This window comes from Acinetobacter sp. NyZ410 (genome assembly GCF_022828975.1).
Taxonomy (GTDB): Bacteria; Pseudomonadota; Gammaproteobacteria; order Pseudomonadales; family Moraxellaceae; genus Acinetobacter; species Acinetobacter guillouiae.
The window spans coordinates 4,729,454-4,747,081 of record NZ_CP094620.1 but is presented as its reverse complement, the minus strand read 5'-3'; the positions used below and the strand labels follow the sequence as shown (position 1 = coordinate 4,747,081).

Sequence of the window (17,628 nt, the reverse complement as noted above, 5' to 3'; positions counted from 1 at the left end):
AAAAGCCCCAATCTTTCGATCAGGGCTTTTTAAATTTGGAGCGGGAAAGGAGACTCGAACTCCCGACCCCAACCTTGGCAAGGTTATGCTCTACCAACTGAGCTATTCCCGCGGAGTCTGTCCAATTTTTTAAATAAAAAACTGAATAAAAAAATTTTGGAGCGGGAAAGGAGACTCGAACTCCCGACCCCAACCTTGGCAAGGTTATGCTCTACCAACTGAGCTATTCCCGCGGAGTCTGTCCAATTTTTTAAATAAAAAACTGAATAAAAAAATTTGAGCGGGAAAGGAGACTCGAACTCCCGACCCCAACCTTGGCAAGGTTATGCTCTACCAACTGAGCTATTCCCGCGGAGTCTGTCCAATTTTTTAAATAAAAAACTGAATAAAAAAATTTGAGCGGGAAAGGAGACTCGAACTCCCGACCCCAACCTTGGCAAGGTTATGCTCTACCAACTGAGCTATTCCCGCATGCGGTGTATAATACATCAACAGATGGTAGGGTCAAGATTTTTCTGCAAAGGAAAACACTAATTGCATAAAATAAAGACATATTTATGAAAAAACTTCAAAATTTAATTTAAAAAATCAAATCGAACAGCAAAAGCTTTGCTGAACACACAGCGATGCTCAAAGAATCCGCTATACTATGTCATTCACCCATTGATCGATCTCTAAGGAATCAGCATGAGTTTAGAACAACAATTGATTGAAAGTTTAAATCAACTTGAGCCATCACATTTAGAAGTGATCAATGAGTCTGCTGGTCATGGCGGGTATTTTCCTGGAAAAGAGTCGCATTTTAAAGTGATCATTGTCAGTGAACAATTTGCAGGGTTACGTTTGGTACAACGCCACCAAAAAGTGTACGCAGAAGCCAAAGCCTTACTCAGCCCTGGAAAAATTCATGCCTTAGCGATCCATGCTTATCTTCCAAGTGAGTGGCAGGGTCAAGCCCCAGCAAGTCCAGACTGCGCTCATGCACCTAAAGTATAAAGTGCAGAGTTAATTAAAATGGATACACATTTGCTGATCAAAATCATTCATATGACCAGTGTTGGGTTATTAATTCTGGTTTTTGTTTTAAGCGCTTCAACATTATTTATTGGAACACACAACCAGCAACCGAATCCTAAAGGGCGGGTGGCTTTTGTTGCCCTGCAACATCTTTCCCTCACCGTGGTTATATTTACAGGGCTAACTTTATTGATTATGAACGATTTTAAAGTGCAGCCTTGGTTCTATGCGAAAATTATTTTGTTTATGGTTTTCCTTTCCTCACAAATAAAAGCCTATAAAAAGGATGATACCGTTCTTTTAACACAACGCAGAGCAGGTTTAGTGATTGGCGGAATTGCCTTGCTTGCAACTTTAGTTTTGGTGGTGCTTAAACCAGTTTTTAGTTGATTGTTAGACATGAATTTCACACTTGTATAGCGTCTAGGTTAAACTAGATACAAGTTTAAAAATAATGATAGCTTAGGGAACTTGTATGCTAACTCGTGTGGTATTTAACCAAAAAGGCGGTGTAGGAAAATCAAGTATTACGGTGAATCTTGCTGCGATTAGTGCGTATCAAGGTTTTAAAACATTGGTGATTGATTTAGATCCTCAAGCAAATTCTAGCCAATATCTTTTGGGTGATGATGCCACCTATTCTGCTGAAAAAACTGCATTAGAACCGAATATTGAAAACTTTTTTAATGACGTACTCGGGAATCATCAACAAAAAGGATTGATTGGCAATGCTATAGGTAGCCTTTTAAAAACAAAAAATAAAGGTTTTGAGCAATATATTCATCGTTCACCTTTTAAAGATTTGGATGTATTACCCGCCAGCCCGAGCTTAGGCGAGTTAGAGCATGCGTTAGAATCAAAGCATAAAATTTATAAGTTACGTGATGCGATTCAGACCTTAACCAGTCAATATGAGCGTATTTATATTGATACACCGCCAGCATTTAACTTTTTTACCTTATCGGCACTGATCTCAGCGGATCGTGTTCTGATTCCGTTTGATTGTGATGTGTTTTCAAAACGCGCATTACAGACGCTTATTCAAAATGTCATTGAAACTCAAGATGATCATAATGATCGACTTGAAATCGAAGGTATTGTGGTCAATCAATATCAAGCTCAGGCAAAATTACCGCGTGAAGTGGTACAACAGCTTAAAGATGAAGGTTTACCAGTTTTAGAAAATATGTTGCCACCTTCTGTATTAATGAAAGAGTCGCATCATAAAAATCTGCCATTAATTCATTTGGCTACAGATCATAAATTGACTCAAGCCTATCAATCATTGTTCAATGAGATTGATAAAAAATAATTTCGAGATCGTGATGAAATCATTGAAAATGACTTCTGTTAAATTATCAGTCGTTGCCTTAATGGCGCTTGTCGTATCGGCTTGTACGACGACGGTTAAACCCACTTATGTATCGCCTACCCAGTATCAGGCGATGAACTGTTTGCAATTGACGACAGAATTTAATCGTATTCAGCAATACATTAATAATGGTGTACAACCTGCGAAACGTACAGGCGTAGGTGTTGGACTAGGTGTCGGTGGTGGTTGGGGCAGCGGTGGCTGGGGTTGGGGGATTGGTCCAAGTATTTCTGTAAATTTAGGGCAATCTTCAAATACCAAAAATACTGAGCTTTCCCGACTGTATGGTGAGCAAGATGCCTTGTCTCAGGCGGCTCAATTTAAGAACTGCCCTTACGTCCCTAAACGTCAGGAAGTTAAAAAATAACGGATTTTACCCCATAAAAAAGCCGATTTTAGAAATCGGCTTTTTTATCAGCTTTAAATATGCTGTTTATTGACTGTTTGGCATTTTATTTTTATTAAAAAATTTATGACGTATATAACCAATCACACCAGGTAACACGCTGAGAATAATGATACCGAAAACCAAATGGGTGAAATTATCTTTCACAATTGGCATATTCCCGAATAAATAACCCAAGGTAATAAACGAGCCAACCCAGCAAATTGCACCGACTGCATTATAGGTTAAGAAATATTTATAATTCATGCTTCCTGCACCCGCAACAAAGGGTGCAAAAGTACGGGCAAAAGGGATAAAACGGGCAAAAATAATGGTTTTTCCACCATGCTTTTCAAAAAACTGTGATGTTTTCAGCAAGTGTTGTTTGTTGATAAATTTAGAATCAATTTCAAAAACACGCGGTCCGACATATTTCCCAATATGATAATTGAGGGTATCGCCGAGCACTGCTGCAATAAATAGCAGAGTGATTAAAACCACAGGATCCATTGCACCCGTCGAAGCAGCTAAAGCGCCAGCAGCAAAAAGTAAGCTATCCCCGGGCAGGAATGGCATTACCACGAGACCTGTTTCAACAAAAATAATCAGGAATAAAATTCCATACACCCAGATACCATAATTTCTAATAAATTCAAACAGGTGTTCGTCTACGTGCAAAATAAAGTCAATCAGATCCATAAGGCAGAAACTATGCGAATTGGTGCACAAATCCTAGCAGTGTGAGTTATGAAAGTCAGTATTAAAAAGTAATTTTTTAAAACTTATTATTGTTCTTAATTTGCAACGATGAGTTTAGTTTTTAAGTATTTAACTTGAAATGTTTAGTGATTAATATGTATACATCTTCAGAACGAAATACAAATTAGGTCACACCATGTTTAATCCAAATGTTGTAGTTAAAAATATTGTGAATCAACCCACCGCCAATGCGAGCATTGCATTGATTGCACGTATTCTTATGGCATATATCTTTCTTGTTGCAGGTTGGGGAAAAATCACGGCTTACAGTGCAACTGTCGGTTATATGGAATCAATGGGTGTACCAGGTGCCATGTTACCTTTAACCATTCTGGTTGAGTTCGGTGGTGGTCTGGCATTGCTATTTGGTTTTCAGGCACGCTTTGCAGCATTTGGTTTGGGCATATTTAGTTTGATTACTGCATTCCTATTTCATGGTGGTGAAGCAGATGCAATTAACTTTATGAAAAACTTCGCAATGGCAGGTGGTTTGTTTTTCTTGATGTTGCATGGTGCTGGGAAATTGAGTCTTGATCATGTAATAGAAAAATAATTTAAAGATAAATAAAGTTTTGAAAAGCCAGATCTGTATCTGGCTTTTGTGTGTGTTCATTTAGCACTATTCAAATGGATCAATTGGTTTATGCTATCTAAAAATATTCAATTCAGTTTTAACAATGAAAAAAGAAATTCTAGACAGAATAAAAGCACTGGGCGGTAATGTTGATCAAGTCAAAGGTGTGTCATGGGTTGATGACCTGTGCGCTATCACCTTTAATACCGTTTTATATGAACGGCCTCAGGATACACCTTGGGCGGCAGCCGATGATCAAGAACCAATTTATGGTTTGGGTGATTATATTGATCAACATCAAGCCGAGCTAGATCTAAATCCAGATGGATTTTTTAATCAACTGATTCAAGAGTATTATCAGTTAACAGAAGAAGGGCGCGGACAAACCTTTTGGCAAGCTGTGCGCTTTACTCCATATCAAGCAGATACAGCTGATTTTGATGAATGGAACCGTGATTTTTTAGAGGATGATATTGATCTCAAAGCAGTGATTCAGCTGATCCAAAATTCAAAACCTGATTTTCTACAATTGTTTTATCGTTATAGCTTTCCTGATCGATACTATATCTGCTTGTCTGATCCAGACCCTGAAAATCCAACATTATTTGGTACAGATCATGAGGTGTTTTTTACAGAAGTGACCCATGAAGGTTCTTTAGAAGATTTTTTTAATCGTTGTATGACCCCCAGTGAACTGATTAGCATCATTAAAGCCAAAATGAACCTATAAGCTGATTATTTAAAATGATTTTTTAGAAAGCTAAGGAACTTGATTGAATGGAGTGCGTACGGCTTATAAAAATGATAGAATATGGCGCTTATATTCGTTTGCCTGCATAGTTGTTGACTCATGACTACCAATACTCAAATTACTGAAGATCGTATCCTTATCTTGGATTTCGGTTCTCAATATAGCCAGCTTATTGCACGCCGTGTACGTGAAGCTGGTGTATATTCTGAAATGTATGCTTTTGATATGTCTGAAGAAGACATTCGCGCGTTTAATCCGAACGGTATCATCTTGTCTGGTGGTCCTGAAAGTGTGCATGAGGAAGGTAGTCCACGTGCGCCAGAAGTTGTGTTCAACTTGGGTGTACCTGTATTGGGGATCTGCTATGGTCTGCAAACCATGTCAGAACAACTTGGCGGTAAAGTAGAGCCAGGTACTGTACATGAATTTGGTTATGCAGCAGTTGACGTTTTAGTACGTGATCAATTGCTTGGTGATTTAAATGATGGCGATGACAAACTCAATGTTTGGATGAGCCACGGTGACAAAGTTTCTGCGATTCCCGCAGGCTTTAAAGTGACTGCAAGCACACCAAGCTGCCCATTTGCTGCAGTGAGTGATGAAACGCGCCGTTTCTACGGAGTGCAATTCCACCCAGAAGTGACACATACTGCCAAAGGCGCAGAGTTACTGTCTAACTTCGTTCACAGCATTTGTGGTTGTCGTAATCTTTGGAATTCTGAAAACATTATTGATTTACGTGTTGAACAATTACGTGAACAAATTGGTGATCAAAAAGTTCTTTTAGGTCTTTCAGGTGGTGTTGACTCATCTGTAGTTGCAGCATTGTTGCATAAAGCAATCGGTGACCAACTGACCTGTGTATTTGTAGACAATGGCTTACTTCGTTTAAACGAAGGCGAGCAAGTGATGGACATGTTTGCGAAAAACATGGGGATCCGTGTGATTCGTGCTGATGCAGAAGATCGTTTCTTATCTGCACTTGCAGGCGAAGTTGATCCTGAGAAAAAACGTAAAATCATTGGTCGTGAGTTCATCGAAGTTTTTGCTGAAGAAGCGCGTAAGCTTGATGGCGTAAACTTCCTTGCGCAAGGTACGATTTACCCTGACGTGATTGAGTCTGCGGCAACTAAAAATGGTAAAGCGCATGTGATTAAATCACACCATAATGTGGGTGGTTTACCAGAAGATTTAGCATTTGAATTGGTTGAGCCAATTCGTGACCTATTTAAAGATGAAGTACGTCGTTTAGGTACAACTTTAGGTTTACCACATGAAATGCTTTATCGTCATCCATTCCCAGGTCCAGGTTTGGGTGTGCGTATCTTGGGTGAAGTGAAAAAAGAATATGCTGATATTCTTCGTCTTGCTGATGACATCTTTATGCAAGAGCTTCGTGCAAGTGGTTTGTATGACAAAACTGCCCAAGCATTTGCAGTATTCCAACCAGTAAAATCGGTGGGAGTCGTGGGTGATGGCCGTCGTTATGCATGGGTCATTGCACTTCGTGCCGTGGAAACTGTTGACTTTATGACAGCTCGTTTTGCTCATCTTCCATATGAGTTGGTTGATAAAATCTCAACACGTATCATGAATGAAATTAAAGATGTTTCTCGTGTGGTGTATGATGTTTCTTCTAAACCACCAGCAACAATTGAATGGGAGTAATTCAGGGATTTCAAGAAGCGAAGCTTCTTGCCTGAATTACGCCAAGGGCTATGCCCGCGGTAGCAGGGTTTCAAAATGCAACGCATTTTGCTGATTTTACGTCAAGAGCTATGCTCGCGTAGTTTTGAAAAGAGTTAAACACTGATTAAAGGACGCATGAGCGTCCTTTTTTTCATGCATAGTCTAAAAATAGAATAAGTAGAAATGGTTAAGAATTTTTATCTTAATAGTAGGAAAAAGATTATCAGAAGCAACTGCATCTAAATATGCTTTAGTGATTAAAAATAGAATGAGTGAGTAGCTTTCAAGTTATCAGTTAGCAAAAAATAGTATTGAATTTGACGCTTTAAAAAATCGATAAAAAAGCCAATCAACGCATTGACTGGCTTTTGTTGCTCCAAAAGAGCGATTGCTAAATAGATTTAAACTTAGAAACGGTATCCAGCACGAACACCGTAAGTGTTGTAGTCATCACCAAAACCTACACGACCTTCTAAGCTAACGTTTTGATTAAAGAATTTCTTCGCAGAAATACCCCATTCATCACGATCAGTTAAATCATTGTTGTAGTAGTCAGCACCTACACTTAAGGTCTTATCTAAATACAAGTCACCACGTACTTTGTACTCATCCAAGTCACCGAATGCACCAAAAGCTTCAAAGTTAGCGTCATATTGACCTACTTTAGTTACATATTTAGCACGTACAGTTGGGTCTGCGCCATCATCACCATTTTTAACATCATAACCTGTCACACCAAGTGCAAGTAACAAACCAGGAGCTGGTAAATAACCGACTTCAGCGCCATAAGTCGTTACTTTATTGTCGATGTTGGTGTTATCAACTTCAAGTTCATCACGACCTACACGACCACTTACATAGAAGTCTGAGTTAGGTACATAGTATTCAAGACCTGCACCATATTGGCTGTCTTTTACACCATCATTTTTAGCATAATTTACATTGGCTTTTACATTACTTGCGCGATCTAAGAACGCAGCCTCATTAAGCGGTGAATTACGAGTTTGTACTGGTTTGAAATAATAAGTACCATCTACACCAAAGCTATGAGTTGCATCAAAATTATCTGGATCATTATATGTATATGAACCACCAACTTCGGCTTGGTAAGCATGTGCAGTGCCAGTTAAAGCGGCTACGGAAAAGATTGCAGATGCGATTGCTAATTTTTTCATGGAATTCGCCCCTATGAAGAATTGATTGATTTATACATGTTTAGTTACAATTTTGAGTCTAGGGCAAATATAAAAATCGTCAACCATGCTATGGTAACCGGAATGTAATATTAGTGAGTTTATGTAACAATTTTGATTTAAGTTATTGAAAATAAATGTATAAAACTTATGTGTTGTTTTATTAAAATTGTGTAGATAGTGTGGATATTGGTACGCTTTGAGTAAGGGTTGGACATAATTTGTAATAAAAAAGCTTTCAGAAATTAAAATACTCTTAAGCAAATGATCAAGTGTAGAATTTATAAACACAAGCTTTGACTACGATAAGACGATCTTTCTGATTGCAAAAAAGCAATTCATCTTACTTCTCTTGTTACAGCATTTTTGAGCTGTAGATTGATCTATAAAATGCCATATCTCAACTTTTTCCACTCTGTGGTAGAATGCGTGCGAATTAAAAGACGTCAAATGTGAGATTAAAACTCGTGGAAATTAATCCTTATCTAGTTCAGCTAAAAGACTTAAATGACCGTGGTCTAACACTACGGGGGTATCTTTGACTACGATCTAAAGAAAGAGCGTTTAGAAGAGGTTCTCCGCGAGTTAGAAGATCCAGCGATCTGGAATGATCAAAGCCGTGCTCAGGCGATGGCAAAAGAAAAAGGCGAGCTTGAAAACGTGATTAACGTTTTAGAAGGCTTGGCGACACAGCTTGATGATGCACAAGCCATGCTTGATCTTGCTGTTGAAGCAGATGATGAAAGCTTATTGGCAGATGTTCAGTCGGAATTGACTGCAGCGGAAGAAGAGTTAGCAAAACTTGAATTCCGTCGTATGTTTAGTAATCCAATGGACCCAAATCCATGTTATGTGGAAATTCAAGCTGGTTCAGGCGGTACAGAAGCACAAGATTGGGCTTCAATGCTGTTACGTATGTATATGCGTTGGATCGAACGTCATGGCTTTAAAGCAGAATTGATGGAAGAATCAGATGGTGATGTTGCAGGGATTAAATCTGCAACAATCCGTGTTGAAGGCGAGTATGCTTATGGTTGGTTACGTACCGAATCTGGCGTTCACCGTTTAGTGCGTAAGTCACCATTTGACTCAGGTAATCGCCGTCATACCTCATTCTCGGCAGTATTTGTATCACCTGAAGTGGACGATAATATTGAGATCGATATTAATCCTGCTGACGTGCGTACAGATACATATCGTGCATCTGGTGCAGGCGGTCAGCATATTAACAAAACCGACTCAGCAGTACGTTTGACTCACGCACCCACTGGGATTGTGGTGGCATGCCAGAACCAGCGTTCACAACATGCAAACCGTGATCATGCTTGGAAACAGTTACGTGCAAAATTGTACGAATTGGAAATGAGTAAACGTAATGAAGCTGCTCAAGCACTTGAAGATTCAAAATCGGATATTGGCTGGGGCAGTCAGATTCGTTCATATGTACTGGATGACTCTCGTATTAAAGATTTGCGTACTGGTGTTGAGAACTCGAACACGGGTGCAGTATTGGATGGCGATCTAGATAAATTTATTGAAGCCAGCTTGAAACAAGGTCTTTAATTTAAATTTTTAACAAAAGCAAAGCTTTATCCGTATTTTTGCAATATATCTAAAAAAATCGATATTAAAATCGAAAAAATGCGATATATTGGGTGCAAAGATGCTGAATGGAGCTTTGCTCTGAATTGAATGTGTCTAAGATGGATATTGATTTAATTTCTAAAGCATTAGCGAATCCGACTCGCCGACAGATTTTGGAATGGCTCAAGAAGCCACAACAATATTTGTCGGAAGAGCAGTGCGGTGGCTTTGGTCGTGGTGTGTGTGCAGGGAATATCGAGAAGCTCGGTAAGGTCTCTCAATCTACGATGTCAAATCATTTGTCTGTTTTGCAACAGTCAGGATTAATTCAGGCCGAGAAATATGGTCAATGGTCATATTTCTCGCGTAATGAAGCTTTAATTCAGCAATATATTGATTATCTACAAAACTCGCTTTAACGCCTGATTTCAATCAGAAAGCGAGTGATGAGGCAAATATGGCTGAACTTAACTCTCCCCTTGTACTTGGCGATTTACATTTAAAAAATCGTGTCGTGATGGCGCCTTTAACCCGTAGCCGTGCTACCGCTGATCGGGTACCCACGGCAATCATGGCTGAGCACTATGCACAGCGTGCCAGTGCGGGTTTAATCATTACTGAAGCAACAGTGATTTCTGAACAAGCCAATGGTTATTTAAATACACCAGGGCTATTTACTGATGCACAAGTTGAAGGTTGGAAGTCTGTAACCCAAGCGGTTCATGATCAAGGTGGATTGATTGTGGCGCAGTTATGGCATGTGGGACGTGTCTCACATCCAGATCTACTTGATGGTGAAACGCCTGTATCTGCAAGTGCAATACAACAAGCAGGACAAGTCAGCTTATTACGTCCAAAACGTGACTATGTTGTGCCACGCCCTTTGGAAATCTCCGAAATTCACACCATCACTGAACAGTTTAAACAGGCTGCAATTAAAGCCAAGGCTGCTGGTTTTGATGGCGTTGAATTACATGCTGCCAATGGCTACCTGATTGATCAGTTCTTACAAAGCTCAACTAATCATCGTGAAGATGAATATGGTGGTTCTGTTGAAAACCGCGCACGTCTTTTACTTGAAGTGATGGATGCTTTAATTGAAGTATGGGGCGCAGGCCGTGTGGGCATACATTTAGCGCCACGTGGCGATGAGCATGATATGGGGGATGCTGATCCACGTGAAACCTTTGGTTATGTCTTGGAACAATTAGGTAAACGTAAAATTGCATTCTTCTTTACACGTGAATATTTAGCCGATGACAGTATCAGTGAATATATGAAACAACGTTCAAATGGTGTGCCATATATTGCCAATATGCGTTTAAGTCGTGAGGATGCCATCAAACTCTTGGCATCGGGTCAAGCAGATGCGGTGTCTTTCGGTAAAGCTTATATTGCCAATCCTGATTTGTATGAACGTTTGATTCAAGACGCACCTTTAAATGAATTGGTGTTTGAAAATATGATTGGTTCACAAACTGCGGAAGGCTATATTGATTATCCTGCTTTGGGATAAAACAAAGACTGTATTTTCTCTGGATGTGAATGGAATACCCATTCACATCCACAACTCAGATAAATTTAACCAGTTTTCTTTTTGCATCGTTGACTCTTACAAGGCATATCTATTGTACATGGCATGGAAATCGCCATTGATTAAGGCGTACAACACTACCTCTTAACCAATAAGCGTTTTTCATCCTTGTGAAGCCAAGTTTTGCTAGCGTTGTTGCTGGTTGATGGATCAGATTTGCTCTAGCATGAGGTCGACTACCTTGCTGACAACAAATCGTTAAATATTATTCATTAACAACTGAATATGGCTCTGTTATATTTGCCCATTCATCTATATTGAGACATTCTGTTTGGCTACTCCTTTTTGGTATAACACAGCACTTAAAATCGTTAAGCCTTTGTATCAATGGCGTATCAAAAAACGTGCGAAAGATAGCGCAGAATACCAACAAGAATGTCTTGAGCGCTTTGGCCCCTTTCAAGATGTAAAGAATCAGCATGCCATTTGGTTTCATTGTGTTTCGGTCGGAGAAACCAATGCTGCTCAGCCTTTAATCGAACATTATTTAAAAGCAGGTCATGCTGTTTTAGTCACCAATACGACAAAAACAGGCCAAGCACGTGCCAAATCGTTATTCCTAAAAGCACCTTATCAAGGATTATTTCAAGCGGTATATTTGCCTGCCGATCAGCGCTATTTAGTTGCTGATTTTTATCAGAAATACCAACCCAAATTGCTAATTTTGGTTGAAACTGAACTATGGCCAAATCTTATTGACCAAGCTCAACAGTTTAAAGTGCCTTGTATTTTAGTGAATGCACGGCTTTCGGAAAAATCTGCCAAAGGCTATGCCAAAGTTCCAAGCCTGACCCGGCCAATGCTACAGAAATTAGATCAGCTATTGGCGCAAGATATTGCAACGCAGCAACGCTTTATTGATCTGGGTATGCCGCAAGATAAAACACAAGTACTTGGAAGTATTAAATTTGATATTTCTGCACCTGAACAATTTATCCATAAAGCACAACAGTTGCAGCAGGACTGGAACTTAGCAAATCGAAAAATCATTACTATCGCCAGTACACACGCACCTGAAGAAGAAAAATTATTTCTCGCATTTAAAACCTATTTAGAACAATATCCAGATTGGTTGTTGATCGTTGTCCCGCGCCATCCTGAACGTTTTGATGAGGTTTTTGCTGCTGCACAAAGTTTAAATTTAACCATACAGCGCCGTAGTTTAGAGCAAGCAATCGAGTCGGATACCCAAGTCTATTTGGCAGACAGTATGGGTGAAATGTGGCTGTGGTATGCATTAAGTCAGACATGTTTTGTTGGCGGGTCGTTAAATGAACCCGGTGGTGGGCATAATATTTTAGAAGCTATGGTTTTAGATGTACCCACCGTGATTGGACCGCATTATTTTAATTTTCAAGCCATTGTGGATGAGTTCTTACAGGCAGATGCCTTAAAAGTAGGGCAAACTGTTGATGAGGTGGTTCAGTTATTGGTGCGCTGTTTGGAAGATCAAGCTTTTGCCCAGCAATTAAGCCAGCATGCGATTGATGTTTTAAAGCGTAATCAGGGTTCTTTATACAAACATATTGCAGTGATTGATCAGTATTTATAATTTATACATTGTTGATGAATAAACACCATCAGCTAAAAGTAAAACGAACCAGAATTTTTTATGAACATCGTCCTTCTTGATCCTCGTCAAACACAAGCTGAAACTTGGACAATCAGTTCAAAAAGGCAAGTTGAACATTTGCACACGCATCTTGCTGCCAAAGTCGGAGATACGCTTAAGGTTGGCATCCGAGGTGCCAGTCGTTATTTAACTGAAATTGTTGATATTTCAGAACATACGATTTTACTTCGACCGATTCAAGAAGAGCCAGTTCCTGCAAAATTACCCGTAACTTTAATTGTGGCATTACCTCGCCCCAAAGTGTTACGCCGCTTAATTATGGATGCAGTGACACTGGGGGTCGAAAAATTAATTTTGATTCATAGTTATCGAGTCGATAAAAGTTATTGGCAAAGCCCTTTTTTACAGCAAATTGATCATTACATCACCTTGGGATTAGAGCAGGCGGGAGACACGATCGCACCCCAAATCGAACTTTACAAACGCTTTAAACCTTTTGTTGAAGATGTCTTACCTAGCTTCATTACGCCACAAAATCCTGCTTATGTGGCGCATCCGTATACTGAACAGAAAATGCCATTTGCTATCGATCATTCATGTACTGTGATCATTGGACCTGAAGGTGGTTTTATACCTTATGAGGTGGATTTACTGATAAAAAACGGCTGCCAAGCAGTGAGCTTAGGCAACCGTATTTTGCGTACTGAAACCGCGATCCCTTATGTATTGGGGCGCTTATTTAGCACGAGCTGATTCGATGTCATCCACTGATGGATCACCGCGGTAGACTTTGACTTCCTGAACAGGATAAGGAATCGAAATATTATTATCCGCAAAGGCTTCAAGCACACGTTCTTGAATTTCACTGATCGAAGCCGCTGTAACCACTTGCGTGGTATCTACCCACCAACGAACGGTTAAATTGACAGAGAAATCCGCCAAAGCAGAAACATTCACAGTAAAGCCCGGCTGGCTTAAAATACGTTGATCTTTATCAAGCAATTTAAGAATAATGTCTTTGGCTTTCTGTACATCGTCTTCATAACCAATCCCAACCACAAACTCACAACGACGGCGTTGGTAAGCGGTATTTACCGTCACGGCGCTGGTATACACAGTTGCGTTTGGAATCACGATACGTCGTCCATCAGGAGAACGTAAAAAAGTTGCACGAATTTGAATATCTTCGACAGTACCTTCCATATTGTTGACAATGATGTCATCACCAATCTTGAACGGTTCACCCAAAAGAATCAAAATTCCGGAAAGTAGATTTTGGAAAATATCTTTAAATGCAAAACCAATCGCGACCGAACCGATCCCCAAAGCACTCATCAGTTGAGCAGGAGTAAAGCCTGGAATTGCGATAACCATGGCAATTAAAAACCCAAAAAAGATAATTGCGGTACTGCCGACACGATTCAGTACCAGAACTAAATTTTGGCGCGTATAGGTACGGTTTTCGAGTGTTCTACGGACAAAGAATTTAAAAAGCTTAGACAGCAACCAAAAAATAGTGATGACGATCAGCGCAATACATAAATATGGCATACGCTCCCAAAAGCCATCGACAAACTTGTCGATGGTTGAGTATGCGTCTTTATATTTTTCAGTATGTTGAATCACTGTTTGTGCAGTTTTTTCGCCTGCAGAATGGATCAATTGAGTCGTGTCTTGTGCAACGGTACTCAATGCATTTGCTTCTTCAGCCACAATCATGTCCAATAAAATAATTGGCATATTTTGCCTGAAATTTCAAAGAAGTTAAGCTTTGATTACAGTTTTTCTTATGACGGACAAATAAAAATAATATTTGTGAATCAATATTCAACTCATATTAATGCATCATCAAGGAATGGGGTCTGTAGGCATTTCATAAATGGCTTGCGTTGTAGGTTAAAATTGAGCAGGCAAGGCATGAAATGAAGAGAATAGCGAGACTATTTTCGAGTTTCATAACGAAGGCTGAGATAATTTGAGCCACAACCCTGAGCAAGAACAAAGCACTGCTTTGTTTGCAGCGCAAGGCGCAGCGGGGGACTAGCGTGTTTTTTGCCGCTACGTCGTTACGAACTACTCATTTAGAAAGACTAAATTTCGTATTTCGCGCCTAGTATCGCCTAAAAAACACACGTAGTCGCAAACATAGACGAATTGTCAACAGACCCCAATTATCCTTAAAAATATTTAGTCCCTTTTTCAATGATTGTTGTTGGATTTTCAATTTCTCCAGTCCCCAGCATAAATGACACCACACTTATAGAGCTAACTAAGCTGATAATAAAACCGATTAGCATCAGCCAAGCCATTAATTTTTCAATAAAAGTCGATGGGCGTGGGTGGCCAAAACGATTGGTGCGATTACAACCACGTGCAAAGAGTAAATACAGCAGCATCAAGAATTGCACAATGGGAATCAGCAATAACAGAATAAACCAACCAGATTTATTACGATCATGCAGCCTGCGAATAATCACAACCATCATTCCATATAAATAAAGACAGCTGAGTGCGAGGTAAGTGAACTGTCCTAATCCCGAAATCGAATTTATCGCATGTTGGCTGAATTGCAGTGAATGTAAATTCACAATGCCAAAGACTAGACCGAGGGCAAGCAATGCAATGGTAAAAATGAGATGCAAAAATCCAAACCAAGCAATATAACTCAAACGATTAAAGCGGCCTTGAGTAGAAAGGGGATGATCTACTGGTGATACTTGATGCTTTGAAAAAAAAGTCGACGATTCTTGTATTTGCATGACGATCGCGTCCAGTTGAATGAGTTCGGTAAGGAAATGTTTTTTTCTGAAAAAAACCATATGCACTTCTGAATACAAATTATAAGATCAAAAAAACTCCATAGATATTGAAAATTCGAATATTTTGGCAAATGACTTAAGATTTTCCGATGGTTAAAGTGACCCCCGTGTCTACGACCAAAGCACAATTGTTAACCGAAATGCGCTATCGTAATACTGAACACATGCAGCAAATAAAATCAAGAACGTAGGCATACATCTCGTGATGAGGTGACAAATCAAGGAAGCAGAATATGAATGAAATCTATCCAGTTCCAGAACAATTTGTTAAAACAGCAAGGACCAATGAACAAGAATACTTCGATCGTTATCAACAGTCAGTAGAGCATCCAGATGAGTTTTGGGCAGAAGCTGCAAAGAAATTGGACTGGATTAAGCCATTTACTCAAGTAAAAAACACCAGCTACGACAAAGATAATTTTAAAATTGAATGGTTTGCAGATGGACAACTGAATGTCAGTGCCAACTGTTTAGATCGTCATTTAAAAGAGCACCCACTGAAACCTGCAATTATTTGGGAGGGGGATCATCCATCTCGCCATAAAATCATTTCTTTTGAAGAACTGCATGATGAAGTGTGTCGTTTTGCCAATGTCTTAAAGAAAAATGGAATCGGTAAAGGTGATCGAGTCATTTTGTATATGCCGATGATCCCTGAAGCTGCGATTGCCATGCTGGCCTGTACCCGAATAGGGGCAGTGCATTGTGTGGTATTTGGTGGATTCTCTCCAGACTCATTGGCAAGTCGGATAGACGACAGTCAAGCCAAATTGGTGATTACTGCTGACCAAGGTATGCGTGGTGGTAAAACGATCCCGTTAAAAGAGAATGTAGATGCCGCATTGGCGCTGGATGGAACCACTTCGGTTGAAAAAATGATTGTGGTGCATCGTACAGGCCATCCAATAACAATGCAGGAGGGGCGTGACCTGTGGTATCACATGGAAATTATGACGGTCACAGATATCTGTCCGCCAGAACCGGTGAATGCCGAAGATCCTTTATTTATTTTGTATACGTCTGGGTCAACAGGAAAGCCTAAAGGGGTGTTACATACCACGGGGGGGTATTTAACCTATGTCAATTCAACTTTCCGTGAAGTTTTTGATATTAAACAAGATGATGTGTTCTGGTGTACTGCAGATGTGGGCTGGATTACGGGGCATTCTTATGTGCTTTATGGACCATTATCCAATGGTACAACCACGGTCATGTCTGAAGGCATCCCTCAATATCCAACATGGGCACGTACAGGGCATATTGTAGATAAGCATAACATTACCATTCTCTATACTGCACCAACAGCGATCCGCGCCATGATGCGTGAAGGTGATGCTTTTGTGCGTGAAAGTGACCGTAGCAGTTTGCGTCTATTGGGTACCGTGGGTGAGCCGATTAATCCAGAAGCATGGAATTGGTACTATACCGTTGTGGGTGAAAGCCGTTGTCCAATTGTGGATACATGGTGGCAAACTGAAACAGGCGGTATTTTAATTTCTCCACTGCCGGGTGCAACCCCACTTAAACCGGGTTCGGCCACTCGTCCATTGTTTGGCGTACAACCGGCATTGGTTGATGCTGAGGGTCAAGAACTCGAAGGTGAAGCAGAAGGCAATTTGATTATTAAGAATTCTTGGCCGGGGCAAATGCGGACCATTTGGGGCGATCCTGAGCGATTTATTGAAGCGTATTTCTCGACCTATCCGGGCAGTTATTTTACTGGTGATGGTGCGCGTCGTGATAAAGATGGTTATTACTGGATTACAGGCCGTGTAGATGATGTTCTGAATGTTTCGGGCCATCGTTTGGGCACTGCTGAAATTGAAAGTGCATTGGTTGCGCATGCAAAAGTCGCTGAATCTGCAGTTGTTGGTATGCCACATGAGATTAAAGGGCAAGGCATAGCGGCCTATGTGACCTTGCAGGCGGGTGAAGCCGAAACTGAAGAATTACGTAAAGAATTGGTCAGTTGGGTACGTAAAGTGCTGGGACCTGTGGCAACACCTGATGCAATTTATTGGGCACCTGCTTTGCCAAAAACCCGTTCTGGAAAAATCATGCGGCGCATTTTAAGAAAAATTGCTGCCAATGAGATAGATAGTTTAGGTGATACTTCTACTTTGGCTGATCCCGGTGTGGTAGATCAGTTAATTACGGAGGTTAAGGCCAATTCTTAATGATTGAAGCCTCTTGATTTTGCTAGCCAAAAGTTGAATACCGTTAGAGAAATTCTAGCGGTATTTTTTTGTTATTGATTTTCAAACCACAGAATAAGTAATGCAGGCATTTAGATAAGGAAATCTTACTTGATTTGATAA

17 protein-coding genes and 4 tRNA genes are annotated in these 17,628 nt (G+C 40.1%); 13 read left to right on the top strand and 8 right to left on the bottom strand.

The window, feature by feature from the left end:
- Positions 1-36: 36 nt before the first annotated feature.
- The 4 genes from MTO68_RS22455 to MTO68_RS22440 form a co-directional block, all read right to left on the bottom strand.
- Positions 37-112: transfer RNA gene (locus tag MTO68_RS22455), tRNA-Gly, on the bottom strand.
- A 45-nt stretch (positions 113-157) separates the two neighbouring features.
- A tRNA-Gly gene (locus MTO68_RS22450) sits at positions 158-233 on the bottom strand.
- A 46-nt stretch (positions 234-279) separates the two neighbouring features.
- Positions 280-352: transfer RNA gene (locus tag MTO68_RS22445), tRNA-Gly, on the bottom strand.
- A gap of 46 nt (positions 353-398) precedes the next feature.
- Positions 399-471 (bottom strand) — tRNA-Gly (locus MTO68_RS22440).
- A 216-nt stretch (positions 472-687) separates the two neighbouring features.
- Here MTO68_RS22440 and MTO68_RS22435 point away from each other — a divergent pair.
- From MTO68_RS22435 to MTO68_RS22420, 4 genes are all read left to right on the top strand, one after another.
- Positions 688-996, top strand: coding sequence for a BolA family protein (locus MTO68_RS22435; RefSeq protein ID WP_004723487.1), 309 nt, complete (start codon positions 688-690; stop codon positions 994-996).
- 18 nt (positions 997-1,014) lie between these two features.
- Positions 1,015-1,407 carry a SirB2 family protein gene (locus tag MTO68_RS22430; RefSeq protein ID WP_244014426.1) on the top strand — a complete coding sequence of 131 codons (393 nt, stop codon included), beginning with the start codon at positions 1,015-1,017 and terminating at the stop codon, positions 1,405-1,407.
- A gap of 85 nt (positions 1,408-1,492) precedes the next feature.
- Positions 1,493-2,329 carry a ParA family protein gene (locus MTO68_RS22425; RefSeq protein WP_004723483.1) on the top strand — a complete coding sequence of 279 codons (837 nt, stop codon included), beginning with the start codon at positions 1,493-1,495 and terminating at the stop codon, positions 2,327-2,329.
- Positions 2,330-2,342: 13 nt separating this feature from the next.
- Entirely contained in the window at positions 2,343-2,756 is a 414-nt protein-coding gene (locus MTO68_RS22420; RefSeq protein ID WP_004723482.1) for a hypothetical protein, read from the top strand.
- A 66-nt stretch (positions 2,757-2,822) separates the two neighbouring features.
- On the opposite strand, the gene MTO68_RS22415 is transcribed toward MTO68_RS22420, so the two are convergent.
- On the bottom strand, positions 2,823-3,473 hold the full coding sequence (locus tag MTO68_RS22415; protein ID WP_151956337.1) for a DedA family protein: 651 nt from the start codon (positions 3,471-3,473) through the stop codon (positions 2,823-2,825).
- Positions 3,474-3,669: 196 nt separating this feature from the next.
- On the opposite strand from MTO68_RS22415, the gene MTO68_RS22410 reads away from it, so the two are divergent.
- From MTO68_RS22410 to guaA, 3 genes are all read left to right on the top strand, one after another.
- The gene (locus MTO68_RS22410; protein ID WP_244014424.1) at positions 3,670-4,086 is read left to right on the top strand and encodes a DoxX family protein; all 417 of its coding nucleotides are present in this window, start codon (positions 3,670-3,672) and stop codon (positions 4,084-4,086) included.
- A gap of 124 nt (positions 4,087-4,210) precedes the next feature.
- Complete coding sequence (locus tag MTO68_RS22405) at positions 4,211-4,837, top strand: hypothetical protein (RefSeq protein WP_244014422.1); 627 nt, start codon at positions 4,211-4,213, stop codon at positions 4,835-4,837.
- 120 nt (positions 4,838-4,957) lie between these two features.
- Positions 4,958-6,526: a glutamine-hydrolyzing GMP synthase gene (gene guaA / locus MTO68_RS22400; protein WP_244014420.1), complete on the top strand. Its 1,569-nt coding sequence runs from the start codon at positions 4,958-4,960 to the stop codon at positions 6,524-6,526.
- 428 nt (positions 6,527-6,954) lie between these two features.
- On the opposite strand, the gene MTO68_RS22395 is transcribed toward guaA, so the two are convergent.
- Entirely contained in the window at positions 6,955-7,722 is a 768-nt protein-coding gene (locus MTO68_RS22395) for a putative porin (protein WP_004723476.1), read from the bottom strand.
- 485 nt (positions 7,723-8,207) lie between these two features.
- Here MTO68_RS22395 and prfB point away from each other — a divergent pair.
- From prfB to MTO68_RS22370, 5 genes are all read left to right on the top strand, one after another.
- A protein-coding gene (gene prfB / locus MTO68_RS22390; RefSeq protein ID WP_096735380.1) for a peptide chain release factor 2 occupies positions 8,208-9,303 on the top strand; the annotation gives its coding sequence in 2 pieces (ribosomal slippage) (positions 8,208-8,279 and positions 8,281-9,303; 1,095 coding nt in all).
- 140 nt (positions 9,304-9,443) lie between these two features.
- Positions 9,444-9,743: a helix-turn-helix transcriptional regulator gene (locus tag MTO68_RS22385; RefSeq protein WP_016539735.1), complete on the top strand. Its 300-nt coding sequence runs from the start codon at positions 9,444-9,446 to the stop codon at positions 9,741-9,743.
- 38 nt (positions 9,744-9,781) lie between these two features.
- Positions 9,782-10,840 (top strand): alkene reductase, encoded by a 1,059-nt coding sequence (locus MTO68_RS22380; RefSeq protein ID WP_096735379.1) that lies wholly within the window; start codon positions 9,782-9,784, stop codon positions 10,838-10,840.
- Positions 10,841-11,189: 349 nt separating this feature from the next.
- Positions 11,190-12,470, top strand: coding sequence for a 3-deoxy-D-manno-octulosonic acid transferase (locus MTO68_RS22375; protein ID WP_244014418.1), 1,281 nt, complete (start codon positions 11,190-11,192; stop codon positions 12,468-12,470).
- A 60-nt stretch (positions 12,471-12,530) separates the two neighbouring features.
- Complete coding sequence (locus tag MTO68_RS22370) at positions 12,531-13,244, top strand: 16S rRNA (uracil(1498)-N(3))-methyltransferase (RefSeq protein ID WP_034614958.1); 714 nt, start codon at positions 12,531-12,533, stop codon at positions 13,242-13,244.
- Here MTO68_RS22370 and MTO68_RS22365 read toward each other — a convergent pair.
- Positions 13,227-14,204, bottom strand: a complete 978-nt coding sequence (locus tag MTO68_RS22365) for a mechanosensitive ion channel family protein (RefSeq protein ID WP_244016013.1) — start codon at positions 14,202-14,204, stop codon at positions 13,227-13,229. The two genes, MTO68_RS22370 and MTO68_RS22365, sit on opposite strands and share 18 nt — an antisense overlap.
- Positions 14,205-14,668: 464 nt before the next feature.
- Entirely contained in the window at positions 14,669-15,250 is a 582-nt protein-coding gene (locus tag MTO68_RS22360) for a DUF805 domain-containing protein (RefSeq protein WP_244014416.1), read from the bottom strand.
- A gap of 293 nt (positions 15,251-15,543) precedes the next feature.
- Here MTO68_RS22360 and acs point away from each other — a divergent pair, with 293 nt between their 5' ends.
- On the top strand, positions 15,544-17,487 hold the full coding sequence (gene acs / locus MTO68_RS22355; RefSeq protein WP_244014414.1) for an acetate--CoA ligase: 1,944 nt from the start codon (positions 15,544-15,546) through the stop codon (positions 17,485-17,487).
- The last annotated feature ends 141 nt before the right edge of the window (positions 17,488-17,628 follow it).

Coding starts and splice junctions, on each gene's coding strand:
- MTO68_RS22435 (WP_004723487.1), top strand. CDS start 688: ATGAGTTTAGAACAACAATTGATTGAAAGTTTAAATCAACTTGAGCCA.
- MTO68_RS22430 (WP_244014426.1), top strand. CDS start 1,015: ATGGATACACATTTGCTGATCAAAATCATTCATATGACCAGTGTTGGG.
- MTO68_RS22425 (WP_004723483.1), top strand. CDS start 1,493: ATGCTAACTCGTGTGGTATTTAACCAAAAAGGCGGTGTAGGAAAATCA.
- MTO68_RS22420 (WP_004723482.1), top strand. CDS start 2,343: ATGAAATCATTGAAAATGACTTCTGTTAAATTATCAGTCGTTGCCTTA.
- MTO68_RS22415 (WP_151956337.1), bottom strand. CDS start 3,473: ATGGATCTGATTGACTTTATTTTGCACGTAGACGAACACCTGTTTGAA.
- MTO68_RS22410 (WP_244014424.1), top strand. CDS start 3,670: ATGTTTAATCCAAATGTTGTAGTTAAAAATATTGTGAATCAACCCACC.
- MTO68_RS22405 (WP_244014422.1), top strand. CDS start 4,211: ATGAAAAAAGAAATTCTAGACAGAATAAAAGCACTGGGCGGTAATGTT.
- guaA (WP_244014420.1), top strand. CDS start 4,958: ATGACTACCAATACTCAAATTACTGAAGATCGTATCCTTATCTTGGAT.
- MTO68_RS22395 (WP_004723476.1), bottom strand. CDS start 7,722: ATGAAAAAATTAGCAATCGCATCTGCAATCTTTTCCGTAGCCGCTTTA.
- MTO68_RS22385 (WP_016539735.1), top strand. CDS start 9,444: ATGGATATTGATTTAATTTCTAAAGCATTAGCGAATCCGACTCGCCGA.
- MTO68_RS22380 (WP_096735379.1), top strand. CDS start 9,782: ATGGCTGAACTTAACTCTCCCCTTGTACTTGGCGATTTACATTTAAAA.
- MTO68_RS22370 (WP_034614958.1), top strand. CDS start 12,531: ATGAACATCGTCCTTCTTGATCCTCGTCAAACACAAGCTGAAACTTGG.
- MTO68_RS22360 (WP_244014416.1), bottom strand. CDS start 15,250: ATGCAAATACAAGAATCGTCGACTTTTTTTTCAAAGCATCAAGTATCA.
- acs (WP_244014414.1), top strand. CDS start 15,544: ATGAATGAAATCTATCCAGTTCCAGAACAATTTGTTAAAACAGCAAGG.